Source organism: Nocardia sp. CNS-044, from assembly GCF_059570515.1.
Window position 1 is genome coordinate 219,729 of the sequence record NZ_JCANSX010000010.1, and the last position, 25,772, is coordinate 245,500.

24 protein-coding genes and 1 pseudogene are annotated in these 25,772 nt (G+C 67.3%); 8 read left to right on the forward strand and 17 right to left on the reverse strand.

Annotated features, from left to right (window positions below):
• Positions 1-183: 183 nt before the first annotated feature.
• From T333_RS27010 to T333_RS27040, 7 genes are all read right to left on the reverse strand, one after another.
• Positions 184-1,404 carry a DUF418 domain-containing protein gene (locus T333_RS27010; protein WP_496426253.1) on the reverse strand — a complete coding sequence of 407 codons (1,221 nt, stop codon included), beginning with the start codon at positions 1,402-1,404 and terminating at the stop codon, positions 184-186.
• 119 nt (positions 1,405-1,523) lie between these two features.
• On the reverse strand, positions 1,524-2,273 hold the full coding sequence (locus tag T333_RS27015) for a hypothetical protein (RefSeq protein WP_355001678.1): 750 nt from the start codon (positions 2,271-2,273) through the stop codon (positions 1,524-1,526).
• Positions 2,274-2,474: 201 nt separating this feature from the next.
• Positions 2,475-3,848: a three-helix bundle dimerization domain-containing protein gene (locus tag T333_RS27020; RefSeq protein WP_496426254.1), complete on the reverse strand. Its 1,374-nt coding sequence runs from the start codon at positions 3,846-3,848 to the stop codon at positions 2,475-2,477.
• Positions 3,849-4,310: 462 nt separating this feature from the next.
• On the reverse strand, positions 4,311-5,738 hold the full coding sequence (locus tag T333_RS27025; protein ID WP_496426255.1) for a S8 family peptidase: 1,428 nt from the start codon (positions 5,736-5,738) through the stop codon (positions 4,311-4,313).
• Positions 5,739-5,829: 91 nt separating this feature from the next.
• Positions 5,830-6,429 carry an HdeD family acid-resistance protein gene (locus T333_RS27030; RefSeq protein ID WP_496426256.1) on the reverse strand — a complete coding sequence of 200 codons (600 nt, stop codon included), beginning with the start codon at positions 6,427-6,429 and terminating at the stop codon, positions 5,830-5,832.
• Between the two features lie 69 nt (positions 6,430-6,498).
• On the reverse strand, positions 6,499-6,876 hold the full coding sequence (locus T333_RS27035) for a maltokinase N-terminal cap-like domain-containing protein (protein ID WP_496426401.1): 378 nt from the start codon (positions 6,874-6,876) through the stop codon (positions 6,499-6,501).
• A gap of 24 nt (positions 6,877-6,900) precedes the next feature.
• Positions 6,901-7,827 (reverse strand): coiled-coil domain-containing protein, encoded by a 927-nt coding sequence (locus tag T333_RS27040; RefSeq protein WP_496426257.1) that lies wholly within the window; start codon positions 7,825-7,827, stop codon positions 6,901-6,903.
• Positions 7,828-8,384: 557 nt separating this feature from the next.
• Between T333_RS27040 and T333_RS27045 the strand changes: the two genes are divergently transcribed.
• Positions 8,385-9,716, forward strand: a complete 1,332-nt coding sequence (locus T333_RS27045) for a carboxylesterase/lipase family protein (protein ID WP_496426258.1) — start codon at positions 8,385-8,387, stop codon at positions 9,714-9,716.
• Positions 9,717-9,906: 190 nt separating this feature from the next.
• Here T333_RS27045 and T333_RS27050 read toward each other — a convergent pair whose 3' ends face one another.
• A complete protein-coding gene (locus T333_RS27050; RefSeq protein ID WP_496426259.1) occupies positions 9,907-10,872 on the reverse strand; it encodes a helix-turn-helix transcriptional regulator in 966 nt (321 codons plus the stop codon).
• Here T333_RS27050 and T333_RS27055 point away from each other — a divergent pair.
• A complete protein-coding gene (locus T333_RS27055; protein WP_496426260.1) occupies positions 10,825-11,721 on the forward strand; it encodes an SDR family oxidoreductase in 897 nt (298 codons plus the stop codon). The genes T333_RS27050 and T333_RS27055 overlap by 48 nt on opposite strands.
• Before the next feature lie 37 nt (positions 11,722-11,758).
• On the opposite strand, the gene T333_RS27060 is transcribed toward T333_RS27055, so the two are convergent.
• From T333_RS27060 to T333_RS27070, 3 genes are all read right to left on the reverse strand, one after another.
• Positions 11,759-12,784, reverse strand: a complete 1,026-nt coding sequence (locus T333_RS27060) for an alpha/beta hydrolase (RefSeq protein ID WP_496426261.1) — start codon at positions 12,782-12,784, stop codon at positions 11,759-11,761.
• A 157-nt stretch (positions 12,785-12,941) separates the two neighbouring features.
• Positions 12,942-13,388: a YybH family protein gene (locus T333_RS27065; protein ID WP_357247011.1), complete on the reverse strand. Its 447-nt coding sequence runs from the start codon at positions 13,386-13,388 to the stop codon at positions 12,942-12,944.
• 10 nt (positions 13,389-13,398) lie between these two features.
• Complete coding sequence (locus T333_RS27070; RefSeq protein ID WP_496426262.1) at positions 13,399-13,983, reverse strand: NADPH-dependent FMN reductase; 585 nt, start codon at positions 13,981-13,983, stop codon at positions 13,399-13,401.
• A gap of 155 nt (positions 13,984-14,138) precedes the next feature.
• Between T333_RS27070 and sigJ the strand changes: the two genes are divergently transcribed.
• Positions 14,139-15,029 (forward strand): RNA polymerase sigma factor SigJ, encoded by an 891-nt coding sequence (sigJ, locus tag T333_RS27075; RefSeq protein WP_496426263.1) that lies wholly within the window; start codon positions 14,139-14,141, stop codon positions 15,027-15,029.
• Between the two features lie 159 nt (positions 15,030-15,188).
• Here the strand turns inward: sigJ and T333_RS27080 are convergent, their stop codons facing one another.
• The gene (locus tag T333_RS27080; protein ID WP_496426264.1) at positions 15,189-15,353 is read right to left on the reverse strand and encodes a hypothetical protein; all 165 of its coding nucleotides are present in this window, start codon (positions 15,351-15,353) and stop codon (positions 15,189-15,191) included.
• On the opposite strand from T333_RS27080, the gene T333_RS27085 reads away from it, so the two are divergent.
• The gene (locus T333_RS27085; RefSeq protein ID WP_496426265.1) at positions 15,346-15,501 is read left to right on the forward strand and encodes a hypothetical protein; all 156 of its coding nucleotides are present in this window, start codon (positions 15,346-15,348) and stop codon (positions 15,499-15,501) included. The two genes, T333_RS27080 and T333_RS27085, sit on opposite strands and share 8 nt — an antisense overlap.
• Here T333_RS27085 and T333_RS27090 read toward each other — a convergent pair.
• Positions 15,498-16,073 (reverse strand): winged helix-turn-helix transcriptional regulator, encoded by a 576-nt coding sequence (locus T333_RS27090; RefSeq protein WP_496426266.1) that lies wholly within the window; start codon positions 16,071-16,073, stop codon positions 15,498-15,500. The genes T333_RS27085 and T333_RS27090 overlap by 4 nt on opposite strands.
• Positions 16,074-16,161: 88 nt before the next feature.
• Between T333_RS27090 and T333_RS27095 the strand changes: the two genes are divergently transcribed.
• On the forward strand, positions 16,162-17,373 hold the full coding sequence (locus T333_RS27095; RefSeq protein ID WP_496426267.1) for a pyridoxal phosphate-dependent aminotransferase: 1,212 nt from the start codon (positions 16,162-16,164) through the stop codon (positions 17,371-17,373).
• A gap of 135 nt (positions 17,374-17,508) precedes the next feature.
• Here the strand turns inward: T333_RS27095 and T333_RS27100 are convergent, their stop codons facing one another.
• Positions 17,509-18,369 (reverse strand): TIGR03619 family F420-dependent LLM class oxidoreductase, encoded by an 861-nt coding sequence (locus T333_RS27100; RefSeq protein ID WP_496426268.1) that lies wholly within the window; start codon positions 18,367-18,369, stop codon positions 17,509-17,511.
• Between the two features lie 267 nt (positions 18,370-18,636).
• Here T333_RS27100 and T333_RS27105 point away from each other — a divergent pair, with 267 nt between their 5' ends.
• Positions 18,637-19,839 carry a site-specific integrase gene (locus T333_RS27105; RefSeq protein WP_496426269.1) on the forward strand — a complete coding sequence of 401 codons (1,203 nt, stop codon included), beginning with the start codon at positions 18,637-18,639 and terminating at the stop codon, positions 19,837-19,839.
• Between the two features lie 787 nt (positions 19,840-20,626).
• On the opposite strand, the gene T333_RS27110 is transcribed toward T333_RS27105, so the two are convergent.
• Positions 20,627-21,073 (reverse strand): hypothetical protein, encoded by a 447-nt coding sequence (locus T333_RS27110; RefSeq protein WP_496426270.1) that lies wholly within the window; start codon positions 21,071-21,073, stop codon positions 20,627-20,629.
• 4 nt (positions 21,074-21,077) lie between these two features.
• Positions 21,078-21,866, reverse strand: a complete 789-nt coding sequence (locus T333_RS27115; protein ID WP_357246987.1) for a hypothetical protein — start codon at positions 21,864-21,866, stop codon at positions 21,078-21,080.
• 987 nt (positions 21,867-22,853) lie between these two features.
• Between T333_RS27115 and T333_RS27120 the strand changes: the two genes are divergently transcribed.
• Together T333_RS27120 and T333_RS27125 are read left to right on the forward strand one after the other, a co-directional pair.
• Entirely contained in the window at positions 22,854-24,356 is a 1,503-nt protein-coding gene (locus T333_RS27120; RefSeq protein WP_496426271.1) for an amidase, read from the forward strand.
• Positions 24,316-24,699 (forward strand): annotated as a pseudogene (locus tag T333_RS27125) (GNAT family N-acetyltransferase); the annotation flags it as partial. The gene T333_RS27120 and the pseudogene T333_RS27125, both read left to right, overlap by 41 nt.
• A gap of 261 nt (positions 24,700-24,960) precedes the next feature.
• Here the strand turns inward: T333_RS27125 and T333_RS27130 are convergent.
• Positions 24,961-25,704, reverse strand: coding sequence for an oxygen-binding di-iron domain-containing protein (locus T333_RS27130; RefSeq protein ID WP_496426272.1), 744 nt, complete (start codon positions 25,702-25,704; stop codon positions 24,961-24,963).
• Positions 25,705-25,772: the final 68 nt, after the last annotated feature.

Sequence of the window (25,772 nt, forward strand, 5' to 3'; positions counted from 1 at the left end):
TGTTCTCGGCCGATCGGGCCGGATCGATGGGGAACCCGCACACGACGACACGACCGCGACAGCGGTGGGGAGGGTGCGGGGATTACCGACGCGGAGCGAGGCTCGACGCGTACGGCGCGATCAGGAGAACAGGAAAATCAAACCCATGAGGTTTGCTAAGTTAGCGGCCCAATCCCGCTGTCGTCAACCCTCTTTCGCGGGGACGTGATCCGGATTACGCCACGCCGGTGCGCGCAGGTAGGTGACCGCCCGCAACAGCCATTCCACCGGACCGTACCGGTGGTCGCGCAACCACCACGCGCTCAGCGCGAGCTGCGCCGCGTAGGTGAGCAGCGCCAGCCCGATCACCCCGGCGGGCGGCACCTTGTCGGCGAGCGCGAATCCGTAGCCGGTGTAGAGCACCATCAACACGATCGACTGCCCGATGTAGTTCGAGGCCGCCATCCGTCCCGCGGGCGCGAGCCGGGCGATAGCCCGCCTGGTGCGCGGCGCTCGGGCGAGCAGCACGATGCCCGCGATGTAGGCGAAGGTCATCGCCGGATTCACCAACTCCTGCACCCCGAACCACCACCACGGACCATCCCAGCCGACCGAGATCGCGAAGGTCACCGCCGAGATCGGCACACCGATGCCCAGCCCGATCGCCAGCACGCGCGGCGCCCACCGATCCAATGTCTGGCCGTCCTCGAACACACCCCGTTTGCCCGCCGCCATGCCGATCAGGAACAGCCCGAGGCTGGTCATTCCTTGCGCCAGCCAGGTGAGCAGCAGAAAGAGCGGCGCGTAGGACAGTTGGGTGTCGAGGGTGTCGGCGAAACCGCCGGTGTAGCCCTCGCGCAGCGCGGGGAGGTCGATGAATTGTGCCAGCGCCTGGTACGGGTCGCCGCCGGAACCCGGCGCGAACGCCCACAGGCACCACAGCGCGTACAGCACGCCGCCGATGATCAGCGCGGTGCGCGGCCGCAGCTTCCGCAACAGGATCAGGATCAGGCACAACATCGCGTACAGAGTCAGGATGTCGCCGATCCAGAGCAGGAAGACGTGCGCGAGCCCGATCGCCATCAGCGCCGCGCAACGCCGCAGCAATCGCGCATTGGCCGAGACCCCCGCCCGCTGGGCCGCCGCGATCTGGAGGGTGAACGAGTAGCCGAACAGGAACGCGAACAGCAGGTAGAACCGTCCGGAGAACAGCGCGTCCACGACACCGGTGACGAGTTGGTCGACGGTGCCCTGATACCGCTCGCGCGGATGGTCTCGGGTTCCGTCGAACGACCACAGCATCGTAGCGACGGTGACATTGGTGATCAGAATTCCGAACAGCGCGAAGCCGCGCAGGATGTCGAGTTCCGCGATCCGCCGTCCGGTGGTCGCGGCGGGCAGCACGGATTCGGTGGCACCGGACATGATTCGACGTTAACGGCCGACCGGCCCGCACGCGTCCTCCGTCGGAGCGACACGCGAACCACGAAGTCAGGGCGGTTCGCGACCTCCGGCGTATTGACCACGCGGGATCAGAGCGGGCGTCAGCCCAGATCCGCTACCTCCAGGTAGATCTGGCGTTCGACCGCGAGCTCGGCGAGGAAGCCCTGCGCGCCGCCGACCGACGGGGTGGCGCGGAACGCCGCCACCGCGATCTCCCCGGTGCGCAGGCGCTGACCGTGGAACTCGCGCTGCCCCAAGATGATCGGCTGCGCGGTGTCGAAACCGCGTTCGTGCACGTCGTCGGACAACGGCCTGCCGAGCATGTCGGTGACCGTGCCGGGGATGAGGCGCACGGCGACGATCTGATCGAAGCTGGGCCGCCGCGCGATGCGGTGCGCGAGATACAGCCGGCCGGGACGGCCGAAGCACAGGTGCGTCAGCAGTTCGTCACCGCCGTACGGCTGGAGTTCGGCGAAGTACACGACGTCGCGGACCGTGGCCACGACATCGCGCGCGACGATCGGCCCGCCGCGTTCCAGGTGCCCCCGGTACAGCGTGCCGCGCAGCTCGGTGCGCGGCCGGTCGCCGTGCGGATCCAGCTCCGTGAGCGGGAAGAACTCGGGTTCGAAGGTGTGGAATCCCTCGTAACCGATCCTGCGGTCGGCGCCGAGCGCGCGGCGTCCGTGCTCGTCGAGATCGACCGCGAGCAGCACCTGGAAGTTGTGTCGCGCCTCGAACGTCGGCAGATGCGACAGATAGCAGTCCACGCCCGTGCCGAACACCAGCATGGCGTGCGTGCCGGTGGCCGTGGCGCTCGACCGCTCGATCGCGTGGGTGTGTATGCCGAACATCGATGGGGCTCCTCTCTCTCCAACCCCTGTAGCTAGGGAGAGTGGCACCAAACCCGGTCACAGCCACGAGTGCCGGGCTACTCGATTCCCTGCGTTCCGGCTACTCGCCGGGGCCTATCCGTGTGCGCTGCGCGCTCGGGCCCTCGGTCACACTTCCGTTTACACTTGGATCATCGTCACGATACGCCCGAACGCAACATCTCAGTTATACGACTGAGTGACCCCGTCGAGCAGATGCTCCATGGTCTCGAACGTCGGCGCGTCGACCACATCGATCAGATTCGCGGGTACCGGCACCTTGTTCTCCGTGGTGACCTGCGCGAACTGTGCCGCGTCTCCGGTGCGGAAGCCGTGTTCGGCGGCCAGCCGCTGCAGCTCGGGATCGGTGGACAACAGGCGGCCGAGCCGATCGCCGGATTCGTCCAGCGGCACCAGCGTGTGGGTGGACAGGACCGTCGGCGACGGGTAGGTCAGCACCATGTCCGGCTTCAGCTGTCCCTGCACGGCCGCCTCGACGAACTGGGCTTCGTAGATCATCACCAGCGGCGTCGGCCCCATCCCCGCGGTGAGGTACTCCTGGAACGGGCCCGCGCTCGAGTTCTCCGCGTAACCCTGGCCGGTGAACAGCCGCGAGACGATCGGCAGCACCCGCTGCTCGGCCTCCGCACCCTGCACGACCGCGCGGTCGTTGGCCACGAACCCGGCGATGGCCAGGTACATCGCCGCGGAGTTGGAGGTCCGCGGGTCGGTGGTGGAGACCAGGATGTTCTTGCGCACCGGATAGGTGGTGTTGTCGGGCAGGTGCGCCCACTCGGTGTTGCGGCCGACCAGTTCGAGGTAGCGGGCCATGTCGAAGGTCGGCACCGGACCGGGCCGCAGCACGCCCGCCGCGGTCAGCAGGTCGGCGATCGGGCGGAAGGTGGCGATCGCCATCGGCGAGGCGAACGGCGTGTACTTGGTGGCGACGTTGCGTGCGCGCTGGATCCGCTCGGCGGCGGGCGCGCTGGAGGGAAACGCGAAGCTGTGGTTCGCCAGGTCGATCGAGGCGATCTGGCGGGAACCCGCGGGCTCGACCTCGGCCTCGAGCCCGTGCCGGGCGAGGGCCTCGACGACGCGGGGGTCTTCGAAGAACGCCATCTTCTCCGAACCGACGACGCCGTGCACGGTGGTGAGCGCGGGCGTCGACGCCGCCGAGGGGGCGGGGTCGGGCTGGCGTACCACGAGCACGACGACCAGCAGTGCGACGACGGCCAGCGCGCCGCCGAGCAGCGCGAGCTTGTTGTTCAGGGGGAACTGCCGTAGCCAGGCGGTGAGGTCCGGACGGTCGCTTGTCACCGGAGCGGTCGCGACGCGTTCGGTCGGGGCGTCCGCGGGTTCGGGTTCTAGCTCTCTGCGCACGATCCGTTCGACGAGGATCGGAACGAACTCCCGCACGGGCCGCCCGTCGAAACGCTGCCGCGCGGAGCCGATCGCGGTCTGGATCCGTTCGGCGGAATGGGTTTCGGTGTAGTTCTCGACCAGGCTGTCGGTCAACCGGCGGATCGCCTGTTCTTCGCGGACGGTGTCGACAGCCACCAGCTCTCCTCGATGTGCTCGGTCGGATCTCGCGACAGCATTCGGACACCTGCGCGCGCCGAAACCATACCGGCATTCGGGCGAAGCCGATACTCCTCGCAAACCTGCGGATCGGGCAATTCGGCTGCGGGTGAACGCATCTCAGCGGTGCGGCCGAGACGAGAAGACCCACCGTCGCGGTGCAGGTCAGCGCGTATCTACCCGTCTCGCAAGTTCCCTGCGCACCCAATGCTGAACCGCCACAAGGCATGCCATGCCGCAGCCACGGCAAACACAGAGTTCAACCCGACATCGGCTGCACGCCATCGAATGTTGTGCCACGGTTCACCGACCGACCGCGGCACGTACCGGGCCGTGATGGCCCTTCCCACACACCGTCTGTACGCCTCGCATAGGCGGTGTCTATGCGAGGCGTACGGAACCTATGTGGGACGGGGCCGTGTGCGGGGTTGGGGCATGAGTTCAGCTGTGTCGGTCGGCGGTTGTGGGTCGCTGGGGATCCCCCACCATGGCGCGGATATCGGGGAGGTTGCCGATGCGCTGGGCGGCGGTGCGGCCGGGGGCGTCGGTTTGTGGGGAGCCGGTGGCGCGGAGCAGTTCGCGCAACCGTGCCGGGTCGCGTCGCCCAGAATCGGCGGTGATGCCCAGGTAGCAGGCGAGTGCGCCGACGACGATCGGTGACGCGCTCGAGGTGCCGCTGAATTCGTCGGTGTACCAGTAGTCTTCGTCGCTGCCGCCCTGCAGGTCGCCGTATCCGGTGGTGGTCACCTCGCGTCCCCAGCCTTGCGCGTCCACGCGGGAGCCGTAGTTGGAGAACGCCAGTCGAGACCGGGCCGGGCCGTGGTCGCGGCCGTGCGTGCCCGGCGGCGGTGCGCCCGCGCCGACCAGCACCGCGCCGGAATCGGCGGCGCCGCCGCGGAACGGGTTGCGCCACGTCTCCGGGAAACCGTCCGGGCGGGTGTCGTAGAGCGCCGCGTCGAGGTCCTCGCCGCCGTTGCCCGCCGCTTCCACCACGATGACGCCGCGTGCGGTGGCGTAGCGGATGGCGGCGAGGTCGTCGGGCCACCATTCGATGGCGATGTAGCCCAGTTGGTCGGGGCGGCCCTGGTAATTGCGGCGCGGTCCGGGCCGGTGCAGTTCGATGAGGATGATGTCGCCGGGGTTCAACGCGTCGGCGGCGGTGCGGATCGCCGTGGCCGAGCCGGGACCGAACACCGAGACGGCGCGGATGGTGGCCTCGGGCGCGATGCCGGTGACGCCGAAACCGTTGACGTCGCCGCTGATTTCGCCCGCGACCGCGGTGCCGTGGTTGCGCCAGCCTCCGTCGGCGGAGGGTTCGCCGCCGATGACGCCACCCTGATTCTGGGTGAGGTCCTCGTGGGTGAAGCGCCACGCGCCTTCGATGTCGATCACCCGCACGCCCGTTCCGCGCCCGCCGGGCCTGTTCCACGCCCAGCGCGCGTCGATCCCGGTCGGCGCGGCGTCCAGATAGCCCTGCCTGGCTTGGAAATCCGGAGTCACCGCGGGGGCGGCGGGCGCCGAGGCGGACACGGTGGACTGCGGTGCGATGGGCGGTTCCGCCGGTGGTTTGACGTACGCGCCGGCCACCGCGTCGTCCTCCCGCAACTGTTCGGCAACCGCTTCGAGGTCTTCGGCGACGCCGAGCACGGTGAAGTAGTTCAGGTACTGCGCGCCGATCGGTTCCTGGTCGGTGCCGCGCAACCGCCCCGGCAGCCGATCGGCCGGACCGAAGATCGGGGCCAGCCGGGCGCCGCCGGGCAGTGTCGCTTGTAGATGGGATCGACCAGCGGCGCTGTCTCGCAAGGCGATCGGGCCGATGGGACGCGCCGCGCCGTGGGTGACGACGATGAGTTCCGTCGGCGATCGCATCGAACCCGGTACCGGAGGCCGTGCCGAACTACGCCGCTGATCCGTTGGTGCCATAGAGACAGTGAACCGGTTGCGCGGGCGCCCCGCCAGTTCAGCTGCGTGGCACGGGCACTCGCGTCGTGGTCGGCACCCGGACCGTGCCGGGTCGACCGACGCCGGACAGTGCGATCTCCAGCCCGCCGAGCACCGCGAGGCACCCGCCGACCAGCAATCCGAGGGTGTCGAGTTCCTCGAGCGGCAGGACGAGCACGACGATGCCGACGATCATCGTGAACAGCCCGAACAGTTCGTGCCGCCCGCTGTCGGAGAGCAGCTCGTCGTCCCACACCGCCACGGTGGCCTGGGTGATGCCGCGGATGGTCCAGCTCAGCCCGATCCACATGGCCAGCAGTAGCACGGAATTGCCTCCGCGCAGACAGGATACGGCCATCAGCACCGTGAGCGCTCCGCTGACGAATACCAGCGTCCGTAGCGGCATCGCGAAGCGTGCGCCGAGGGCGATCCATAGCTGCGCTGCTCCGGAGGCCAGCAGATACAGGCCGAACAACAGCTCCAGTGTCGGCACGGACTTCTCCGGCCAGACCGCGACAAGCACGCCGAGGGCGACGGAGCAGACACCCACGACCAGAATCGCCTCCCGTCCCCCGCGGACCCGCGATTCCCCACGCCCCTCACTATCGATTCCGGGCATAGCTCCATGATATGACCGCAGACCATGGTTAGCCTGAAGTTTGCCCTTTTTGCGGACCTGCTCCGGAGATCAGCCTTGCGCCGAGAGCAGCACAGACCGACCGCACGGTGCGGTGACCGTCGTGATGCCCGGCCCCAGCGCCACTCCCGGTTCGAGCCGCCGATGAACCCGGAGAACCACTCCCCCGACCATGCTGATCTCGGTGTCGTCGACTCCGTCCACCGTGGCGAATTGCCCTGCCGCGACGCCGGATACCGGGTTCGTGACCATGACCGAGTCATCCGGGGTGTTGCTTTCACTCTGCGCCTGCGGCTGTGCGTTTCCGCTCGACAGCGTGGCGATCCGCTCGACCGCCACCGGGTCGCGCGGTCCGTCGTAGATCCAGCGCAGGCCGAGCACACCGTGCTCCGAGGTGCCGATCAGCGCGTCGGCGGCATCGGGCCGGATCCTCGCTCGCGCTCCAGTTTTCGGTCAGTGGCCTTGGACCGGTTCTGTGGTGGCGCCGGTGCGGGTGGCGGCGAGCAGCTCGTCGAGTTGGCGTTCGGCGCGTTCGGCGCGGGCCAGGGTTTGCGTGCGGGCGTCGTCCAGGGCGGCGATCCGTTGGGCGGCTTCGGCGCGGGCCTGTTCGAGGGATGCGGCCGCTTCGGCGCGGTAGGCGGCGGCTTCGGTGGCGGCGGTGCGGCGCAGGTCGGCGAGTTCGGTTCGGGTGTTGTCGAGTTCGGCGCGCAGGCGGGTGAGTTCCTCGCGGGCCTCGGCGAGGGCTTGGCCGCGTTCGGCGGTGGCCTGTTCGGCGCGGTCGATGGCGCGGTCGGCGTCGGCGGCGCGTTGTACGGCGAGGTCGCGTTCGGCGCCCGCCGCGGTGATCTGCTGGGCGGATTCCCTGCGCACCTGTTCGATCTCGGCGGCGGCTTTGCGCCGCGCCTTGTCCACGTCCTCGCTCGCCTGCTGACGTACGCGTTCGACGTCGTCGGCGGCTTCGCGGCGCACCGCGCGGATCTCGGCCTCGGCTTCGGTGCGTGCGGCGAAGACGTCGTCGGCGGCCTGCTTGCTGACCCGCTCGACCTCGCGCAGTGCGTCCTCGCGCGCGGTATCGGCCTCGGCGACCAGCGTTTCCGCACGTTCGGCCGCGGCAGCGGCGTCGTCGGCGGCGGACTCCGCGATCCGCCGCGCCTCCTCGGCCTCGCGCCGTGCATGCTCGGCGGCGGCCGTCGCGACCTCGGCCTCCGCGATGCGCCGGGCGGCGTCGGCTTGAACGGCCTGGACCTGCGCTTCGGCGATCGAGGGATCGGCCAGGGTGGAGAGCTCGACGACGGCCGCATTGAGGTTGTTGCTCAGCTGTTCGGCCAGGCTACGGAACTGCGCGAGCAGCTCATCGGCCCGCGCCCGTGCCGCAGTCACCGGACCCTGTGGCGTCACAGTGACGGAATCGGCGGGGGCCTGCGACTCCTGTTGCAGCCGTTGCCTTTCCCGCCACGCTCGCCATCGCGTGTGGTCGGGATGTTCGCAATATTCCGATGGTCGCCCGGGGCCGCCGCCGCGTGTGATGGGCCGGGTGCATCCCGGATAGCTACAGGTGCTGGACACCGGAGAATCGTAGCGTTGTTTTCGTCGTCTCCAACGCATTCACACGAAACGAAATCCATGTCGGCGCAAGGGGAAGCATCGGCCTAGTGCGCCGATCTGACCACCGATAAGTGAACATTATCGGCGGTCAGGATCTGAGACTTCCCCGCATACAGCCCGATTCGATTCGTTTACGTTTGGTCGCATCAAACGCAACGCAATGCCTACGAAACCCCACGAAAACTAGGACCGCTGGCACAGACGTACCACTCCCGCTCGGACGAGCCGGAATCCGGCCGCTGACCTCCCCGTCGAGCCTGTGCGTCTGGTGGAATTCGGTTGATCGACCGGAAAGCGGTGTGCGACAGTTCGAGGAAAAGGGGGAAATCCGAGTGACAGTCGAACCTCGAGTCCGCACGGCAGCTGGATTCGTGCGGGGCAGGCGGGAGGGCAACGTCGCGGTCTTCCGCGGTATCCCCTACGCCGCACCGCCATTCGGCCCGCGACGGTTCGCGGCTCCCGTCGCAGCCCAGCGGTGGGACGGCATTCGTGACGCGGTGGTGTTCGGTCCGCCGGTTCCCCAAGCGACGAACAGAGCTTCGGTGATGTCGTCGGTGTCCGGCCGCACCGACGACGGTTCCGACGACTGCCTATCCCTCAACGTCTGGTCGCCCGACCTCGGCACCGCGCGCCTACCGGTGATGGTGTGGATCCAGGGAGGCACCTACCTGGAGAACAACTGCGCCAACCCGCACTACGACGGTGCGAAGCTCGCCGCGTCCGGTGTGGTGATGGTGAGCATGAACTACCGCGTCGGCGTGGAAGGATTCGCCCACATCGCCGGAGTTCCCGACAACCGAGGCATTCTCGACCAGATCGCCGCGCTGCGATGGGTCCGGGACAATATCGCCGCGTTCGGCGGAGATCCGGACAACGTCACCGTCTTCGGCCAGTCCGCCGGTGGAGCGTGTATCGCCGCATTGCTCGTCATGCCGTCGGCGGCCGGACTGTTCCGTCGTGCGATCAGTCAGAGCATGCCGGGCACCTACTTCTCCGAACGGCTCGCCGCCGCGATCGCCACGACGATCGCCGCGGAACTCGGCGCCAAAGCCACCGTCGACGAGCTGGCCCGAATCCCGCCGCGCGCGTTGACCGAGGCGACGGCGGCGGTGATCCAGAAGATGCCGGAGTTCGTCGAATCTTGGGGTCCGATGGCGCTGACACCGACGCCGTTCTCTCCCGTCGTCGACGGCGCTGTGCTCCCGGAGGCGCCGTGGCGCGCACTCGCGCGCGGCGCCGCGCGCGACATCGACCTGCTGGTGGGACACACCCGGGACGAATACCGGCTCTACACTTCCCGTCCCGGCGGTGCGCCGAGCGATGCGCGAATAGCCGCGGCATTCGACCACCTCGCGCCGACCGACTGCCGCACCGCCTACCCGGACGCCACCCCGGCCAACGGTACGAACTCCTCAACACCGACTGGCTGTTTCGCATGCCCAGCCTGCATCTCGCCGACGCCGCCCATACCGGCGGCGGATCCGTGTGGCTCTATGAACTCTGCTGGAGCTTCAACCGGGAACAGGGCGCCTCGCACTGCCTCGATTTCCTGCTCGTCTTCGGCACGCTCGGCGCCGACGAGGTGCGCGCCCACCGGTCCGCCCACCCGAACGCCGCGAACGAGATCACCCAGGTCTCCGCGGACATGCGCACCGATTGGGTGAACTTCGCGGCCACAGGCGGACCCGGCTGGGCGCCCTACGATCCGCGGACACGAACCACTCGCGTCTACGACGCCACACCCACTACGCGGCCGTACCCCGAGGAACGCTCCCGCCGCATGTGGTCCACCCATGAGTTCGACACCCTGGACCTGCTTCGCGCGCCCGGGAGCAACGATCGGAAGTCCGGCGCTCAGGAGTGATGCGTAGCTGCCGTGTAGCGTGCCGCGAGCGCGGTGATGGCGGCCGCGAGCTCGGGCGCGTGGCCTGCCTCTAGACGAAAATCGAGGTCCATCGCGGCGAGATATGCCGCGAGCAGTTGCGGGCTTTGGGCCCCGGCCTCGAGCGCGCTGGTGTGCGGATCGATCGGTTCGACCGTCCAGATGCCGGTAGGTATGCGCGCTGCGACGGTTTCGGCAGGCGCGTCGACGATCACTCGGGCGGTGTAGTTCCACAGTGCGGCCATCCGTCCACGGGTCACGAAAGTCGCGAGATCGCGCGCGGGAAGGTCTCTGGCGGTGAATCGAGGCCCGGTCGGTGTCTTCGGTGAAATCCGGTCGAGGCGGTAGCTGCGCCAATCCTGGCGATCGAGGTCGTAGCCGACGAGATACCACCGGCCGCCGGACTGCACCAGCCGGTACGGTTCGACACGACGCTCGCTGGCTGTTTTGTGCCGATCGGTGTAGTCGAAGCGGAGTAGTTCGCTGCGCTCGACGGCCGTGGCGACATCCCGAAAGACGCTGAGTTCCACCGGATTCCGAGAGTTCGGTATCGCCTCGGCAACCGCGCTGATCGTGTGTAGCCGGTGACGCAGCCGGGGCGGGAGTAGCTGCTGGAGTTTGGTCGCCGCGCGGGCCGCGTCTTCGCCGATGCCGACCACACCGGCGCCGACGGCGGTGCGCAGGGCTACGGCTACCGCGATGGCCTCGTCGTCATCGAGTTGCAGCGGCGGCAGTGTCGCGCTGGCACTGAGTCGGTATCCGCCTGCCACACCGGGAACGGCGTCGACCTGGTAGTCGAGCCGCCGCAGGCGTGCGATGTCGGCACGGATCGTGCGGGTGTTCACGCCCAGCCGCGACGCGATTTCGGCTCCGGTCCACAGCCGTTGGGTTTGCAGGAGCCCGAGCAGCCGCAGCAGCCGGACAGTGGTGTCGGCCATGGTCATCAGCTTCTCACCGATTGCGGAGCGATTCGTGCCGCGATCGATGCCACTGTTGCCGACATGACCACTTCGACAAGTCCATCTGCCAGCTCTTGCCACCTGCTTGCCGGGCGGGGCGCCCTGGTCACCGGAGGATCGCGCGGTATCGGGCGCGCGATCACCAGCCGGTTGGCCGCAGACGGCGCCACCGTGGTGTTCACCTACGCCACGCGCTCCGATGCCGCCGATACGCTGATCGCCGAGATCGCCGAGTCGAACGGGCGAGCATCGGCCGTGCAGGTCGATCTCGCCGACCCCGACCAAGTCACCGCCGCATTCGCCGCAGCGGACGAGGTGTTTCGGACCGCGGGCGTCGGGCTCGACATTCTCGTAGCCAACGCCGGTGTCTTCAGCAGCGCGCCACTGGCTGAGTCGACTGTCGACGAGTGGGATCGGGTGATGGCCGTCAACGCCCGAGGCACGTTCCTGACCCTTGCTCAGGCAGCGCAGCGACTGCGCGACGACGCACGAGTAGTCACCGTCTCCACTGTCGGCACCCATTGGCCCAGCCCCGGGGAAGCGATCTACGCGGCCAGCAAAGCTGCCGTCGAGCAGCTCACCCGCGTCGCTTCCCGCGAGCTCGGGCACAGGGGCATCACAGCCAACACCATCTCACTCGGCCCGACTGATACCGATCTGCTGCGTGCCAGTGCACAACCAGGTGCGGTGGAGGGGGCCGCTGCGATGACCGCCCTCGGTCGCATCGGCCGACCTTCCGATATCGCCGACCTCGTGGCGCTGCTCGTCCACCCTGACAGCCGATGGGTCACCGGCCAGAACATCCGCGCCGACGGCGGATTGACCTGACCGAACACGCTGGTGTGCCGCTCCGGCGCAGGCGGATTCATAATCCTCGCGCGGTCAGCCAGTCACCGAGCAGACGCCGGAATTCGACAGCGGTCGGCTCCAAGGTCAGGCCATGGGTGGCTTGGTCGATGACATGGGTCGTCACATCGCGGCTGCCGGTGAACAGATTGCCCTGCAGGCGGGCCCGGTCGACGTCGAAGACCCGGTCCCGGCCGCCCGCCACGATCAACACCGGCACCGTGACCTGACCCAGCCTCGCCAGGTCGATCGCCGTGGCTTCGGTCAACGTGACCATGTCGCCGCAGGGATTCAGTTCGCGTTGCGCCGAGGCGGGCGCTCGAACCTCCGGGGGAGATTGCGCCAGGAAATTGTCCTGGAAAGACGCGAGACTCGGCGTCAGGTAGGCGTAGCCGGGCGCGCCCGCGGTCGAGCGCTGACCGCCGGACAGGCAGGTCGCTCCCCATGTCAGGGTCCCCACCAGCGTCTCCCCGCTCAGCGCCAGATCGGAATAGGACAGCACGCCCAGAGCGTCGACGTCACCGTACGAGTAGGTCGCCACCTGCGCTATCGCGCCGCCCAGCGAGTGCCCCAGCAGCGCGATCCGCTCGAACGCGACCGCTCCCTCGGCGGCCGTGTAGCGACCGGACCGCAGTTGCTGCACGATCTGGTGCGCGACATCGGCTTGCCCGCCGACACAGCTGAGCAGACCGGATGGTTGCCCGCTCGAGCCGTAACCGATCCGATCGATGGTGACCGAGACGTGCCCGTGCGCCGCCATCTCCCGCGTGTGGTCGTAGCCGGGAGCATCGTCGAACCGCCAGAACCATTCACCCAGTTCGAGCCCGTGCAAGTACAACGACACGCTCTCTGCTGAGGCACCGGCGAGCTTGTCGAGGGGGCCGGTCAAATGACCGCGCACTTCGTAGGTGGCGCCGTCGGTGCCGCACGGCACACCCGAGGTATTGGTATTGCGGACCGAGAAGACGACCTCACGGTCGACGATGCCGCTCGCGGGCGCGGCCGACACCGGCGTGCCCGCTGCGGCGACAACCCCCAGAAGCACCGAGCCGACCGCTGTTGCGAAGGACCGTTTCAAAACAGTGGACTGCGACATTTTCCTCGCCTTCGATAGGGAAACCGTCCGTGCTGTACACACTGTCAAGCGCCGCATCGACGGCAGCGGAACCTGGCCGCAACAGCTTCGATCCAGTTGGACTCCGTCACGGCTCCAGATCGACCACGCCTTTGCCGCTCGGGATGTCGAGCGGCACCGAGACCTGGTCGTGCGCGATCAACCACCTGCCGTCGATCTTCCGCATGCCATAGGTGACCCGGACCCACATACCACTCGTCGCCGCCCCGTTCTTCAGCGTGCCGCTGAGACGCGCGAAGGCGTGTCCGAATGCCACATCATCGCCCACGGTGAACGTCAGGTCGCGGACCTCATAGGTCACGGTCTCGAAGAGCGAGAACACCCTCGCCCAGTTCTCGAGTTTCGCCGCTCTACCGACATGCTGGAGTGGCGGCTCGACATCGAAGGACACGACGTCGGTCGTGTAGAGCTGCTTCAGGGTCTCGAGATCTTTGGCTCGCAGTCCTTCGACCGCCTTGTCGATTTGCCTGCGGAGCTCGGCGTCATCCGTCTGGAAGTCGTTGAACATGGTCATGCTCGGCTCCTCAGGACTCGACGAGAGCGGATTCGGTGTCGGCGCGCAGCGGTGCGAGCGCGGCGCTCCAGGCAATGAGCTGATCCAGCGTCTTGTTCAGTGCGGTGACGTGGTGGACGCGCGGTGTGAAGGTGGTGTGGTTCTCGAAGTCGGTGAGCAGCGAGATCGCGACCTGATAGCTCACATCGGCCATGCCCAGCGTGCCACACACCACCCGCAGTTGCGCCACCGCGCGGGCGCCGCCGTGCACGCCGTAGGAGACGAATCCGACGGCCTTGTCGGTCCATTCCGCGCACAGGTGGTCGATGGCGTTCTTCAGCACCCCGGGGGCACCGCCGTTGTATTCCGGGGTCACGACCACGAAGCCGTCGAACGGGGCGATCCGTTCGGCCCAGGCGCGGGTGTGTTCATGGATCGATGGGCCGAACATCGGCGCCACGGGCTCGTCCAGATGTGGCAGCGGGTGATCGCGCAGGTCGATCAGTTCGAACTCGGCGTCGCCGCGCCGCGATGCCGCGTCCATGACCCACTGGGCTACCTGCGGGCCGTTGCGGTTGGGCCGGGTACTGCCGAGGATGATGCCGATTCTGATCATTTTGCGAACTCCTGCTTTGCTGAGGGTGTGTCGATGTTTCGACGGTGCAGCGGTCCGGAATGTCAGGTCGCCTGATCGTGGCCTCTGGCGTGGCTGACATTTCGGGTTGCTGTGTCGTCGGTTCTGGTGAGGAGATAGATCGAAGGAGTTCGAGGATGTCCGACCCGCAGTTGCCCGTGGTGATGAGTGAGCGTCGTCAGTTGGTCAATCTCGCTTACCGGCTGTTGGGGTCGGTGGCGGAGGCCGAGGATGTGGTGCAGGAGACTTACCTGCGCTGGTACGCGTTGTCGGAGCGGCAACGGCGGGAAGTGGCCGCACCCGGTGCGTGGTTGACGACGGTGGCCAGCCGGATCTGTCTGGATCTGCTCGGCTCGGCGCGTGCCAGGCGGGAACGGTATGTGGGTGAATGGATTCCGGAGCCGGTACCCGGGCGGTCGGAATGGCTGGATGGTTCCGACTCGGTCGATCCCGCTGACCGGGTGACTTTGGATGAGTCGATCAGCATGGCTTTTCTCGTCGTGCTCGATTCCATGACACCGGCCGAGCGGGTGGCGTTCGTCTTGCACGACGTCTTCCGGTATTCCTTCGCCGAGGTCGCCGAGGTTGTCGGGCGCACCCCGGCGGCGTGTCGTCAGCTCGCCTCCAGTGCCCGCCGACGTATCCGCACCTCGCAGGGTCCGTCGAGCACCGAGCACGCCGGGGTGGTCCGGGATTTCAAACGGGCCTGGGAGACAAAGGATATCGAGGCGCTGGTCGGCCTGCTCGATCCGCGAGCGATCGCGACGGCCGACAGCGGTGGGCTGGTACCGGCCTTCCGCGATCCGATCATCGGCGGTGAGCAGATCGCTCAGGCTTGGATGGAGATCGCCGCTCGCGGCCCCGCGATGAGCCTGCTCGAGCGCACGGTCAACGGCCAGCCCGGCCTGGTCGCACAGTTCGAGGACGCCATTGTCTCGGTTTATGCCTTCGACATCGCCGAGGGCCGGATCACGCGCATCTGGGCGATCCGGAATCCGGAGAAACTACGGACCTGGACGGCCAGCTGAACCGAACAACGGAGTGTTCCCGCGACGGCGATCGCGTAGACCTGTTTCCCGTCGCGTTGACGCCCGCGTTGCCCAGTTGGACTGTGGAGTTGCTGCGTCGAGGGACCACCTACCGTTCGGCCGCCGCCCGGGCGTTCGCCGCGATCGCCGCCCGCACGATCAGATTTCCGCACCACGGCGCGAAAACCCCACCGTGATGACTTGTTCGACGCGATTGCCCTGGCTTGCCGCGATGACGCTGGCCGTCTGGTCATAGGCGGGCCGTAACTCATCGCGCAGCGGTTTGCCGAGGGGCGTGAGCCGCACGATGCGGCTGTTGCTCAACACTTTCTACGACGAGTCCGCCACCCTGCGAGCAGCGGCGCCGCCCATGCGCTACGCACCGCACGACGAAGCGGTCGGCGTCTATCGACTCTGGCAGGAACGCAATGGCGGTGAGCGACGTCTCGCTGGAACTCCGACGGGCGGTTAACGGTTCACCGGCGCAGCCAGGGAGCGCGTGCCCATGGCCACCTCGGTCGCGGCGGCCAAGTCGAGGTGGAGTTCGAGGTCCGGCGCTTCGGCGGGACCGTCGTGGTGGCTGATGCCCGTGCCGGTCACCACGTAGTGGAGGGTGGTCTCGCCGATGTGAACGGTGACGACCCCTTCGGCGATCATCTCGGCGACCGCGCGACCCAGCGGCAGCGCGAACCAGTGCGCGCGCACGGCGTCGGTAGCGCCGCGTTCGCCGAGCAACGGTGCGCCCCAAGCCGAGAGCGCGTCCAGGACGGGTCGCAGACCGTGGCCGGACTCGGTGAGTTCGTAGACCGCGGTGGCCGCGCGCGGACCGACGCGACGGCGGGTGAGAATGCCGTCGCGCTCGAGATCCTTGAGCCGGGCGGCCAGCACGTCGGTGCTGATACCGGGCAGGTCCGCGAACAGGTCGCTGTAGCGGCGCGGGCCCGAGGACAGTTCGCGGACCACCAGCAGACTCCACCGGTCGCCCACGACATCGAGTGCGCGGCTCACGGCACAGAAGTGGTCATAGCTTCGGCGTGGCACCATCCCACTGTAACCAATCGCTTGGAAAATCCAAGTGCATACTTGGAAAAACCAAGTAGAGTGTGCGGCAACCGCACTGAAAGGGATGTTCATGCAGGTCAAGCAGTCGAGCAAGCTCTCTGGCGTGTCGTACGAGATCCGCGGCCCCGTGGCCGAGCATGCCGCGCGACTGGAAGCCGAGGGCCACCACGTCGTGAAGCTCAACACCGGCAACCCGCTGCCGTTCGGTTTCGAGGCGCCCGCGGAACTCCTGCAGGACATCGTCCGCACGCTGCCCGCCTCGAGCGGCTACTCCGCCTCCAAGGGCTTGCTCTCGGCGCGGCGCGCGGTGGTGCAGTACTACCAGACCCTCGGTGTCGACGATGTCGATGTCGAGGAGGTGTTCCTCGGCAACGGCGTCTCCGAACTGATCATGATGGCGTTGACGGCGCTGCTGGAGAACGGCGACGAAGTGCTCGTCCCCTCGCCGGACTTCCCGCTGTGGACGGCGGCGACCACGCTCAACGGCGGTCGTCCGGTGCACTACGTTTGCGACGAGTCCGCCGACTGGTTTCCCGACGTGGACGACATCGCCGCCAAGGTCACCGACCGCACCCGCGCGATCGTGATCATCAACCCGAACAACCCGACCGGCGCGGTCTATCCGCCGGAGGTGCAGCGCGAGATCCTCGAGATCGCCCGCCGTCACAATCTGGTGGTCTTCTCCGACGAGATCTACGACAAGATCCACTACGACGAGCTGACCCACACCGCGACCGCCGCGTTGGCCCCCGACCTGCTGTGCCTGACGTTCTCGGGTCTGTCCAAGGCGTATCGGGCCGCGGGATTCCGGTCCGGCTGGCTGGTGGTGTCGGGTCCCACCCACCACGCGGAGAACTACCTGGAGGGCTTGACGATGCTCGCCGGGCTGCGTCTGTGCGCGAATGTGCCCGCGCAGCAAGCGATTCAGGCCGCGCTCGGCGGACATCAGAGCATCAACGATCTCGTCCTGCCAGGCGGACGGCTGCGCGAGCAACGCGACCGAGCCTGGGAAGCGCTCAACGCGATCCCCGGTGTCTCCTGCGTCAAGCCGAAGGGCGCGATCTACGCGTTCCCGCGCATCGACCTCGACATGTACCCGATCCACAACGACGAACAATTCGTGCTGGATCTGCTACTCCAGGAGAAGTTGCACATCGTGCAGGGCACCGGGTTCAACTGGCACCGGCCCGACCATTTCCGCATCGTCACCCTGCCGCACGCCGACGACCTCGAAGCGATCATCGAACGCATCGGGCGATTCCTGGCGACCTATCGGCAGTGAACGTCGAGGCGCAGCCCCGCCCAGCCGTCGCGCGAGTTCGAGGCCGTCACCGCGGCGGGCGCTCGCTTGCAGCGTCCACCGCGGGAATCCGTTGTGGTGCAGGTCTTTTGGCAGGACCTAGCGATGGCGTCCGGTTCAGCTTCGGGTGGCGATGAATCGTTCGGCGAAGCGTGACAATTCGTCGAGTTGCTCGGCGGGGTCCGAGGCGGTGGCGCTGACGACCACCCGAGTGACGCCTTGTGCGGCGAAGGCGGCGAGGCGTTCGTCGGTCATGTCGATGCCGCTCCATCGGGTGTATTCGAGTGCGTCCGGGTCTCTTCCGGCTTCCTCGGCCGTCGAGCGCGCGAGTTCCCATTGCGTCGTTCGCTCCTGGGGGACCAGCGCGCCACCGGCGAAGTATCCGTCGCCGCGCAGGCCGACCCGGCGCGCGGCCGCCTTGCTCGATCCGCCGATGTGGATGGGAAGCGTCGACGCGTTGTAGGGCTTGGGGTACTGCACGAGGTTGTCGAAGGTGAAGAACTCTCCGTGGAAGCTGACGCCCTCCGCACCGCCCGCCCACAGCAGCCGCAACACATCGATCGCTTCGTCGGCGCGTCGCCCGCGGGCGCGGAAGTCGACGCCCGTCGCCGCGGCCTCCTCGGGGACGACGCCCAATCCCACTGTCAGCAAACGCATTCGGCCCTTGGACAGCACGTCGATGGTCGCCAGCTGCTTGGCGAGCACCACCGGGTGCCGGTACGGCAGCAGCAGCACACCGGTGCCGAGCAGGAGCCGGTCGGTCGCCGCGGCGACGTAGGCGAGGGTGTCGAGCGGGTCGAGGAACGGCAACGTCGGCGGGACCTCGAAGTTGTGCAGTCGCGCGCCCGGATAGAGGACCAGGTGTTCGGGCAGGTACAGGCCTTCGAATCCGCATGCCTCCGCGTGGCGGGCGTGGGCGACGATCCGATCCGGATCGGTCCCGAAATGGGCGCTGCTGTAACTGACCGCGAACTTCATACCCGCATCCCTTCCGGCCCGACATCCGTTCGGGCGGCTGCACAGTTCTCCGCGTGCACAACCTCTGACCACGCCCGACAATTCCCACCTCGGTGTCCGTAGCAGAGGCGTCGAACAGTTCCCGACGGTGTGGCTTGCGCGAGCCGTGTCGATGCTCCGCGAAACCCGTCGCGCCACGATGTACCAGGTGCATTGCGGAGGCACGGGCAGCGCATAGGCTGGGGCGATGAATTTCGGTCGGCGGCAATCTGTTCTGCGTGGTGGCGCGTGAAGGAGGACAGTGTCGTCGCGCTGCCGGAGGTGGTGCGCAGCGAGTTGCGCCGCGGTGTGCGCAGTGTGCTCGTCGACGCGGCGGCGTTGCGGTTGGTGCGCGAACGTTTCGACGATGTCCAGGCCGGTTCGCTGCGCCGGTATCTGGAGGCCTCGCAATCGGCGAACACGGTGCGCGCCTATCGCGCCGATTGGATCGCGTGGGCCGGATGGTGCGCGGCCGAGGGGCGCCAGGCGCTTCCGGCCGACGCGCTCGATGTCGCGGTCTATCTGGCGGCCGCCGCCGACGCGCGACGCCCGAACGGAGAGTGGGCGTTCGGCCCGGCCACGCTCGAGCGCAAGTCGGCGGCGATCGCGGCGGTGCACGCCGCCAATGGACTGCCCTCCCCCACCCGCTCCGACGTGGTCCGTCTGACGCTGCGGGGTATCAGGCGCACCCGCCGCACGCCGCCCTCGCGCAAGCGTCCGATCCTGCTGCACACCCTCGATCAGTTGCTCGCCGGTCTGCCCGAACCCGGCTGGCCCGCCGAACCCGCCCGCCGTCGCGACGCACTGGTCTTGCTGATCGGTTTCGCGGGCGCGTTGCGCCGTAGCGAGCTGGCCGCCCTGCGCGTCGCCGACGTCCGGGTGAGCGTGGATCACGCGACCGGTGAACCGGTCCTGCTCGTACACCTGCCGACCACCAAGACCGATCCGACCGGCGCCGCCGAACAGCGCGTCGCCCTACCCCGCGGGCAACGTCCCCACACCTGCCCGGTCTGCGCCTACGCCGCCTGGGTCCAACTCCTCGAAATTTACACGGCCGCAGGGCCACTCGCCTTACGCGACCAGTGCGCCGCACCCCCACCCGACCCACGCATCCATCGCTGCCACGGCTTCACCGGCACACCCCTCGCCCAGCACCCGGACCTGCCGCTGTTCCCGACCATCACCCGCCACGGCGGCATCGGCGACCGCCCGATGTCGGGTCGCGCCGTCGCCGAACTCGTGAAACGCTACGCCGCCCGCGCAGGCCTCGACCCGAACCTCTTCTCCGGACACTCCTTACGCGCCGGCTTCGCCACCCAGGCCGCCCTCGGCGGCGCCAGCGACCGCGAGATCATGCGCCAGGGACGCTGGTCCAACCCGCGCACCGTGCACGGTTACATCCGCACCGCGAATCCGTTGGAGGACAACGCCGTAACCAAACTCGGCCTGTGATCCGTGAGGGACGGTCGAATGCTGCTGCGGCTTATGCTGGCCGCGTGGAACGACTGGTCTTTGTCATTCCGTTGGTGTGCTGGCTGCTGGCGGCGCGGTCGCCCCGGTATCGCCGACGAGAACGCCCGGTCCGCTGCACAGGGCTTCAGCCACCGGCTGGCCCGAGGGCGCCCCGGAAGGCTCGGTCACCGTGGTGACAATCGGTATGAGCCATCGTCAATGCCATGCATGATGCCCCCGCCGCTGCTCGACGCGGTCGCGGTGCCCCGCCTCGATGGCGGCCCACCCCGACGCGATCCCGATGTGGTGATCGCCGTCCGCGCCTATTCCGCAGCATCGAATCGAACCGAACTCTGCTGCGCCGCAACGGCATCCAAACCGTGATTCCTGAACGCCACGATCAGGTCGCCCAATCGCAAACGCAAGGGCCGCGCCGGTGGCCGGGCACCGAGCTTCGACATCGAGACCTACAAACGGCGCAACGTCGTCGAACGTGCCTTCAACAGAGCCAAGCACTGGCGCGCGGTGGCCACCCGCTATGACAAGCCCGCGATCACCTACCGAGCCGGATTCGTCCTGGCTCTCATCATCGAATGGCTGAAGTCATTGGGAGACACGGCCTAGTCGTGGCGGCCGACTGCCGAGGCCGACGCTGGACCTCGTCGACTGATCTGTTGTCGCCGAGCTGCCCGCCGGAATCGACCGCCACGTCCTGCGCCGTTCGAGCGCTTTCGCGCTGTAGCGGGTTGAAGCGCGTGCCACCGAGTGCGGGACCCGGGGCGTCAGTTCATGCGGAGGTGGGGTCGAATTCGGCGGTGACGCGCTCCACGAGTGCCCTGGCTTCGGGGCTGTTGTGATCGGTGGGCAGCTTTACGGGTTGCCCGTTGATCGGGACGGTCACCGGCCGGCGGTTCGCCAGTACCTTTCCAGCACCGTCGCCGAGCGGTAGACCGGCCGCCGCCCGGATACGGCCCATGACAGTGTCACTGCCGACCGGCGGGAGGGCTACGACGCCCTGCGGCCACTGCACGCCTTTGATTTCGAAGAACCCATGGTAGCCGCCTATGTGCTGGTAGCCGACCTGGCTCCAGTACAAATCGTCTGGCGTCGAGCCTTGCGTTTGATTTATCTCATTGTTGAACGTTCCTTGGAACACGCCGCTGGTGGGTTCGAAGTGTGCATATTGGCCTGACACGGACGCCTGCGCCTCGAGCAGGTCGAACACAACTTCCATACCACTAGGAGCAGGCTGGTTGTTCTTGGAGTAGAGAGCCTTGGCGCCATCGATGTCGGGCGGGTTCCACATGTGCGGGACGACGTCGAGGTCGTTGGCGTAGCGCTGCACTCGTTGCAGGCGTTGGGTGGTGTAGTTGACGAATTCCTGATTGCAGAAACTCGGTCCGGCGGTCGAGAGCACGCTGATCTTGGCTTTCTCGGAATTGTCCCATAGCCATTGTGTCGCGTAGGAACAGGGCCAGCGTGGGTGACAGGGCACCGCCGAGGCTGTGGCCGGTGACGGTCAGGTCGATCGCCTTGTCGTCGAGCGCGCTCAGGAACTCGGGCAAGGTGTGACCGGCACCGGGACGGAGGCCGGAGGGTCTGATACCGAGGAGAGTTTTCACCCCGATGGCCGTGCCGATCGTGTGCCAGGCGGCGCTATTCGCGAACCACGGCGTCTGGAGAATGAAGGAGTCCTCGACCAGCCAGTCGAACACCAGTGCGTCGCTGCTGCCGGCCATGGCGATCACGTACCGGGAGCGATCCTCGGTGCTTCGCACCATGTACAGGGCGTTGACCGCGTACAAGTCGGTGTCGGACAGCGCTACTCCCGGACCCCAGACGATCTCCCACCCCCCGATGATCTCCTCGTTGGCGTCGAGATACTGCTGGACCTTCTGATAGAGCGTGCCCTCCAGGTCGTTGTCTTCTTTGCTGATGGTGTTGACCAGATTCGCGTACTCGCACAGCTGGTACGTGACCTTGTCCTGGAGAGTCGGCTCATCGATCGTCGTGAATCGTGCAGTCATGTACCGCTCCTTACCGTAGGAGTTTCATCCGAAACAGAGAGGAGAAAGCGGTGACGCGAATTGACACGCCGCGTCCGCATCAGGGAAAGACATCCCGGACCGGTAGCCGTGTATACGAGTCTAGACGATCCACCACACATGCGGGCGAATAACCTGCCTGTCCGGGACTTGGACATTTCAGCCTGCCAGTTTCTGGTTGGGTGGCCCACCACTAGGGTGCGTATCCCGATGATTCTGGCCTCCAGTCAGCTTGGCGTAGTTCGTATTCGACCTCGCCGTGTTCGGTGCCGGGCAGTGGGTCGTCGAAGTGCTGGTGGAAGGTCCGGACGTCGGTGAGGCCGGACTTTCATGACGCGGCGAGACGCGATGTCGACCGCCATGGTCTGGGCCCACACTCGCTTCACGGCGAGTTCGGTGAATCCCTTTCCGGATCAGCGCCCGCGCTGCCTCGGAGACGTAGCCCCGGCCCCTAGACCGATGCTGCGAGCCGGTAGCCGAGTTCCACCTCGGTGACACTGCCGTCGTCCGGTGGTTGCAGGGCAAGCCAGCCCACGAACGCTGCGGTGGATCGCTCGACGACTGCGAAGCAATCGCGTCCTACCTCGAATAATTCCGGCATCCCGCTACTTCCCAGTTTTTGGGAACGGATTGCAGTTTGCGTCCGTGCACGGGGTCCATATGCCTCATGGGCACGTCTCCTGAATTTTCGGGACAGGTATCGATCTCGCCGCACGCCGCCACGACCGGTGGTTGGGTCGCACCCTCTGCGGCCGAAGGTGAACACGGCACCGATGGTGAGATCTGTCCCATTGTGCGAAACAGCAGTTCATGGCCTGCGGCAATCGGGTTCGGCTCTGCCGACACCGCGACCTGGGAGATATGACCGAACGACTGCGTTGATTCGAACTGACGGTCACCCGTTCGACTTTCCCGTTTGCGCGGAGCGACATTCTATGTCCACTGCGGCAGACCGATACCGTCGAATTCATGGATTTGAATCTGTCTTCGGCCGAGAAGCTTTCAGCTGCCTTGCGCGCCGGTGAGGTTACCTCGGTGGAAGTGACCGACGAAGCGATCGCCCGTATCGAGCGGGACGACAAGGTGATCAACGCGATCTGTGTGCCGGACTTCGACCGTGCGCGGGCCGCCGCACACCGGGCCGATCGGGCCCGCGCCCGCGGCCAGGACCGGCCGTTGCTCGGTATTCCGGTGACCGTCAAGGAGTCCTACAACATGGCTGGGTTGCCCACGACCTGGGGCATGCCGCAGCACCGGAACTACGTACCAGCCGAGGATGCGGTCCAGGTGTCGCGGCTCGAGGCCGCGGGCGCCGTTGTGCTCGGCAAGACCAATGTGCCGCTCGGGCTGCAAGATATCCAAAGCTTCAACGAGATCTACGGCACCACCAACAATCCGTGGGATCACGGTCGCACGGCGGGTGGTTCCTCCGGCGGATCGGCGGCAGCTCTGGCGTGCGGATTCGGCGCGCTGTCCATCGGCTCCGACATGGCCGGTTCGCTGCGCACGCCCGCCCATTTCTGCGGGGTCTACGCGCACAAGCCGACAATCGGGCTGGCGGCGACCCGTGGCATGGTCACGCCGCCCGCGCCGGCACTGCCGACCGATCTCGACCTCGCCGTCGTCGGTCCGATGGCGCGCACCCCCCGCGACCTCACGCTCCTGCTCGATGTGATGGCCGGACCTGATCCGCTGACGCACGGCGTCGCGTACGACTCGAGCCTGCCGCCCACGCGCCATGAGCGGCTCGGCGACTTCCGTGTTCTGATCCTCGATGAACATCCGCTCATTCCGACCGGATCCGCTGTGCGGGAAGGGGTGAACCGGGTGGCCGACGCGCTCGCCGACGGCGGCGCCCGCGTCGAACGGCACAGTCCGCTGCTGCCCGATATGGCCGAAGCCGGGACGCTCTTCATGCAGTTGCTGTTTTCGGGCTCCATCGCGTACTTTCCCGTCGACGAGTACGAGCAGCTGCGCAGCCGCGCAGGCGAACTGAGCGCGGACGACCAGAGTCTGGGCGCGGCCCAGTTGCGCGCGATGGTCTTCAGCCACCGCGACTGGCTGGCGGCGTACAACCGTCGCGAACTGCATCGCCACGGCTGGCGGCAGCTGTTCGCCGAGTTCGATGCCGTGGTGTGTCCGATCACGCCGACTCCCGCGTTCCCGCACGACCACGACCCTGATCTGCTGGGACGCCGAATCGACATCGACGGCGTCGAGTACCCGTACTTCGACCAGCTCGTCTGGGCCGGTCTGGCGACTATGCCCGGCCTGCCCGCCACCGCCATACCCGCGGGCCGCTCACCCGAGGGCCTGCCGGTGGGAGTGCAGCTCATCGGTCCGATGTTCGAGGACCGCACCCCGCTGCGGCTGGCCGAACTGCTCGAGCCGAAGATCGGCGGCTTCCAGGCGCCGTACCTTCGGTTCCACCCTTGCCTGGGCGCAGGCCCGCACCGATCAGGATTGGCGTGAGTTGCTCGCGGCCCGCACCCAGTTCCTCGCCACTGCGGGCGATCACGATCTCGGCACCGTCGGTGCGGTCGCGGAAAAGGCTGTGGCACATTTGATCTCGATGTGGGTGGCACCCGAAGCTCGTGGGACCGGCGTGGCCGACCTGCTTGTCCGCTCGGTCATCGACTGGGCCGCCGCCACCGGCCACCTCGGTATCCACCTCGAGGTCTCCGACGGCAACACCGCCGCCGAACGCCTCTACCAGCGCCACGGTTTCCGCCGCACCGGCGTCGCGGGTGCTATTTCCCCCGATGACGCGCGCGTGGAATTCCAAATGCGGCTCACACTACCGACGCACCTGTAGATCTGTTGGCGCGCCGGTGACGACTGCCCGTGCACGCTCGGCAGCGGAAAGCATTGGTGCGCAATGGTATCGGCTGCTGCTCTATGAGGGCGAGGCGCGTCCTCACCCCTTCTCGCACGATCACGTCCCACGAACACGCCTCGAGGTATGTGCCGACACCGGCGGCTTGCTGTCGAGCAGCAGCCCTGCGGTCACCATCACCCGGAATCGTGCCTTCACCACTCCCATCGGCACGAAACGAGTTCCTATTACCTGAACAATTCAGTCAGTGGATCCGCCGCCTGGGGCTTGCTCGTTCAGCCGATCCTCGTAGACCGTCGCGAGGTCACGTAACGCTGTCGCGCAGTCCCCGCTGAAGCTCGAACCGTGCATGATCGCCAACGTGGTCGGCCGCAACTGCGCCAGCCTATGCAAGGCGGCGGGCACGGCGGGTCCGAGAGAGGTCGCGTGGAAGACGTCCTCGGCGACCGTCGCCGGTTCCACCAGATCGGCGTCGGTCAAGGCGGGACCGTTGCCCAGTTGCGTCATCAAGTCACCGCAGAACAGCACGCCGGTGGTCTGCTCGTACAGCACCCGCGCCTCCCAATTGTGTGGCGCGTGCGGGGTGTCGAAATGCTGAACCCGCCGGTCGCCCAGGTCGATCACCTCGCCGTCGAGGAGCCGTCGCGGCGGCCGGTCGGCCATATCCTCGATGGAGACCAGGCACCCGACTACGCCGTGCGCCACCTGCGCATGCGGTGCGGCCGCGAGGAAGTGATTCATCGCCCCGCATTCGTCGGCCTCCACATGACCGAAGGTGATCCAGCGCAGCTGCTCGACCGGCCGGATCCGCGCGACCGCCGCGGACACCAGCGGAAACAGCGCCCGCATGCCGGTGTGGAACAGCAGCGGTTCGTCGGCGTCGACGAAGAACTGATTGAAGGTGAATCCGGTCGGTCCGATCTCCGGAATGTAGGTGGAGATGCGATAGATGCCGTCGGCGATTTCGTCGGTGTGGGTTTGCATGACTCGATCCCGTGCTAGTGCCGACCCCCGCTCAAAACCATGCGCAACCTCGCAGTTTACTCATGACA

Excerpts from the sequence above, each read along its gene's own strand:
- T333_RS27010 (WP_496426253.1), bottom strand. The coding sequence starts at position 1,404 with ATGTCCGGTGCCACCGAATCCGTGCTGCCCGCCGCGACCACCGGACGG.
- T333_RS27015 (WP_355001678.1), bottom strand. The coding sequence starts at position 2,273 with ATGTTCGGCATACACACCCACGCGATCGAGCGGTCGAGCGCCACGGCC.
- T333_RS27025 (WP_496426255.1), bottom strand. The coding sequence starts at position 5,738 with ATGCGATCGCCGACGGAACTCATCGTCGTCACCCACGGCGCGGCGCGT.
- T333_RS27030 (WP_496426256.1), bottom strand. The coding sequence starts at position 6,429 with ATGCCCGGAATCGATAGTGAGGGGCGTGGGGAATCGCGGGTCCGCGGG.
- T333_RS27050 (WP_496426259.1), bottom strand. The coding sequence starts at position 10,872 with ATGGCCGACACCACTGTCCGGCTGCTGCGGCTGCTCGGGCTCCTGCAA.
- T333_RS27065 (WP_357247011.1), bottom strand. The coding sequence starts at position 13,388 with ATGACCATGTTCAACGACTTCCAGACGGATGACGCCGAGCTCCGCAGG.
- T333_RS27070 (WP_496426262.1), bottom strand. The coding sequence starts at position 13,983 with ATGATCAGAATCGGCATCATCCTCGGCAGTACCCGGCCCAACCGCAAC.
- sigJ (WP_496426263.1), top strand. The coding sequence starts at position 14,139 with ATGTCCGACCCGCAGTTGCCCGTGGTGATGAGTGAGCGTCGTCAGTTG.
- T333_RS27090 (WP_496426266.1), bottom strand. The coding sequence starts at position 16,073 with ATGGTGCCACGCCGAAGCTATGACCACTTCTGTGCCGTGAGCCGCGCA.
- T333_RS27095 (WP_496426267.1), top strand. The coding sequence starts at position 16,162 with ATGCAGGTCAAGCAGTCGAGCAAGCTCTCTGGCGTGTCGTACGAGATC.
- T333_RS27100 (WP_496426268.1), bottom strand. The coding sequence starts at position 18,369 with ATGAAGTTCGCGGTCAGTTACAGCAGCGCCCATTTCGGGACCGATCCG.
- T333_RS27110 (WP_496426270.1), bottom strand. The coding sequence starts at position 21,073 with ATGGAAGTTGTGTTCGACCTGCTCGAGGCGCAGGCGTCCGTGTCAGGC.
- T333_RS27115 (WP_357246987.1), bottom strand. The coding sequence starts at position 21,866 with ATGACTGCACGATTCACGACGATCGATGAGCCGACTCTCCAGGACAAG.
- T333_RS27120 (WP_496426271.1), top strand. The coding sequence starts at position 22,854 with ATGGATTTGAATCTGTCTTCGGCCGAGAAGCTTTCAGCTGCCTTGCGC.
- T333_RS27130 (WP_496426272.1), bottom strand. The coding sequence starts at position 25,704 with ATGCAAACCCACACCGACGAAATCGCCGACGGCATCTATCGCATCTCC.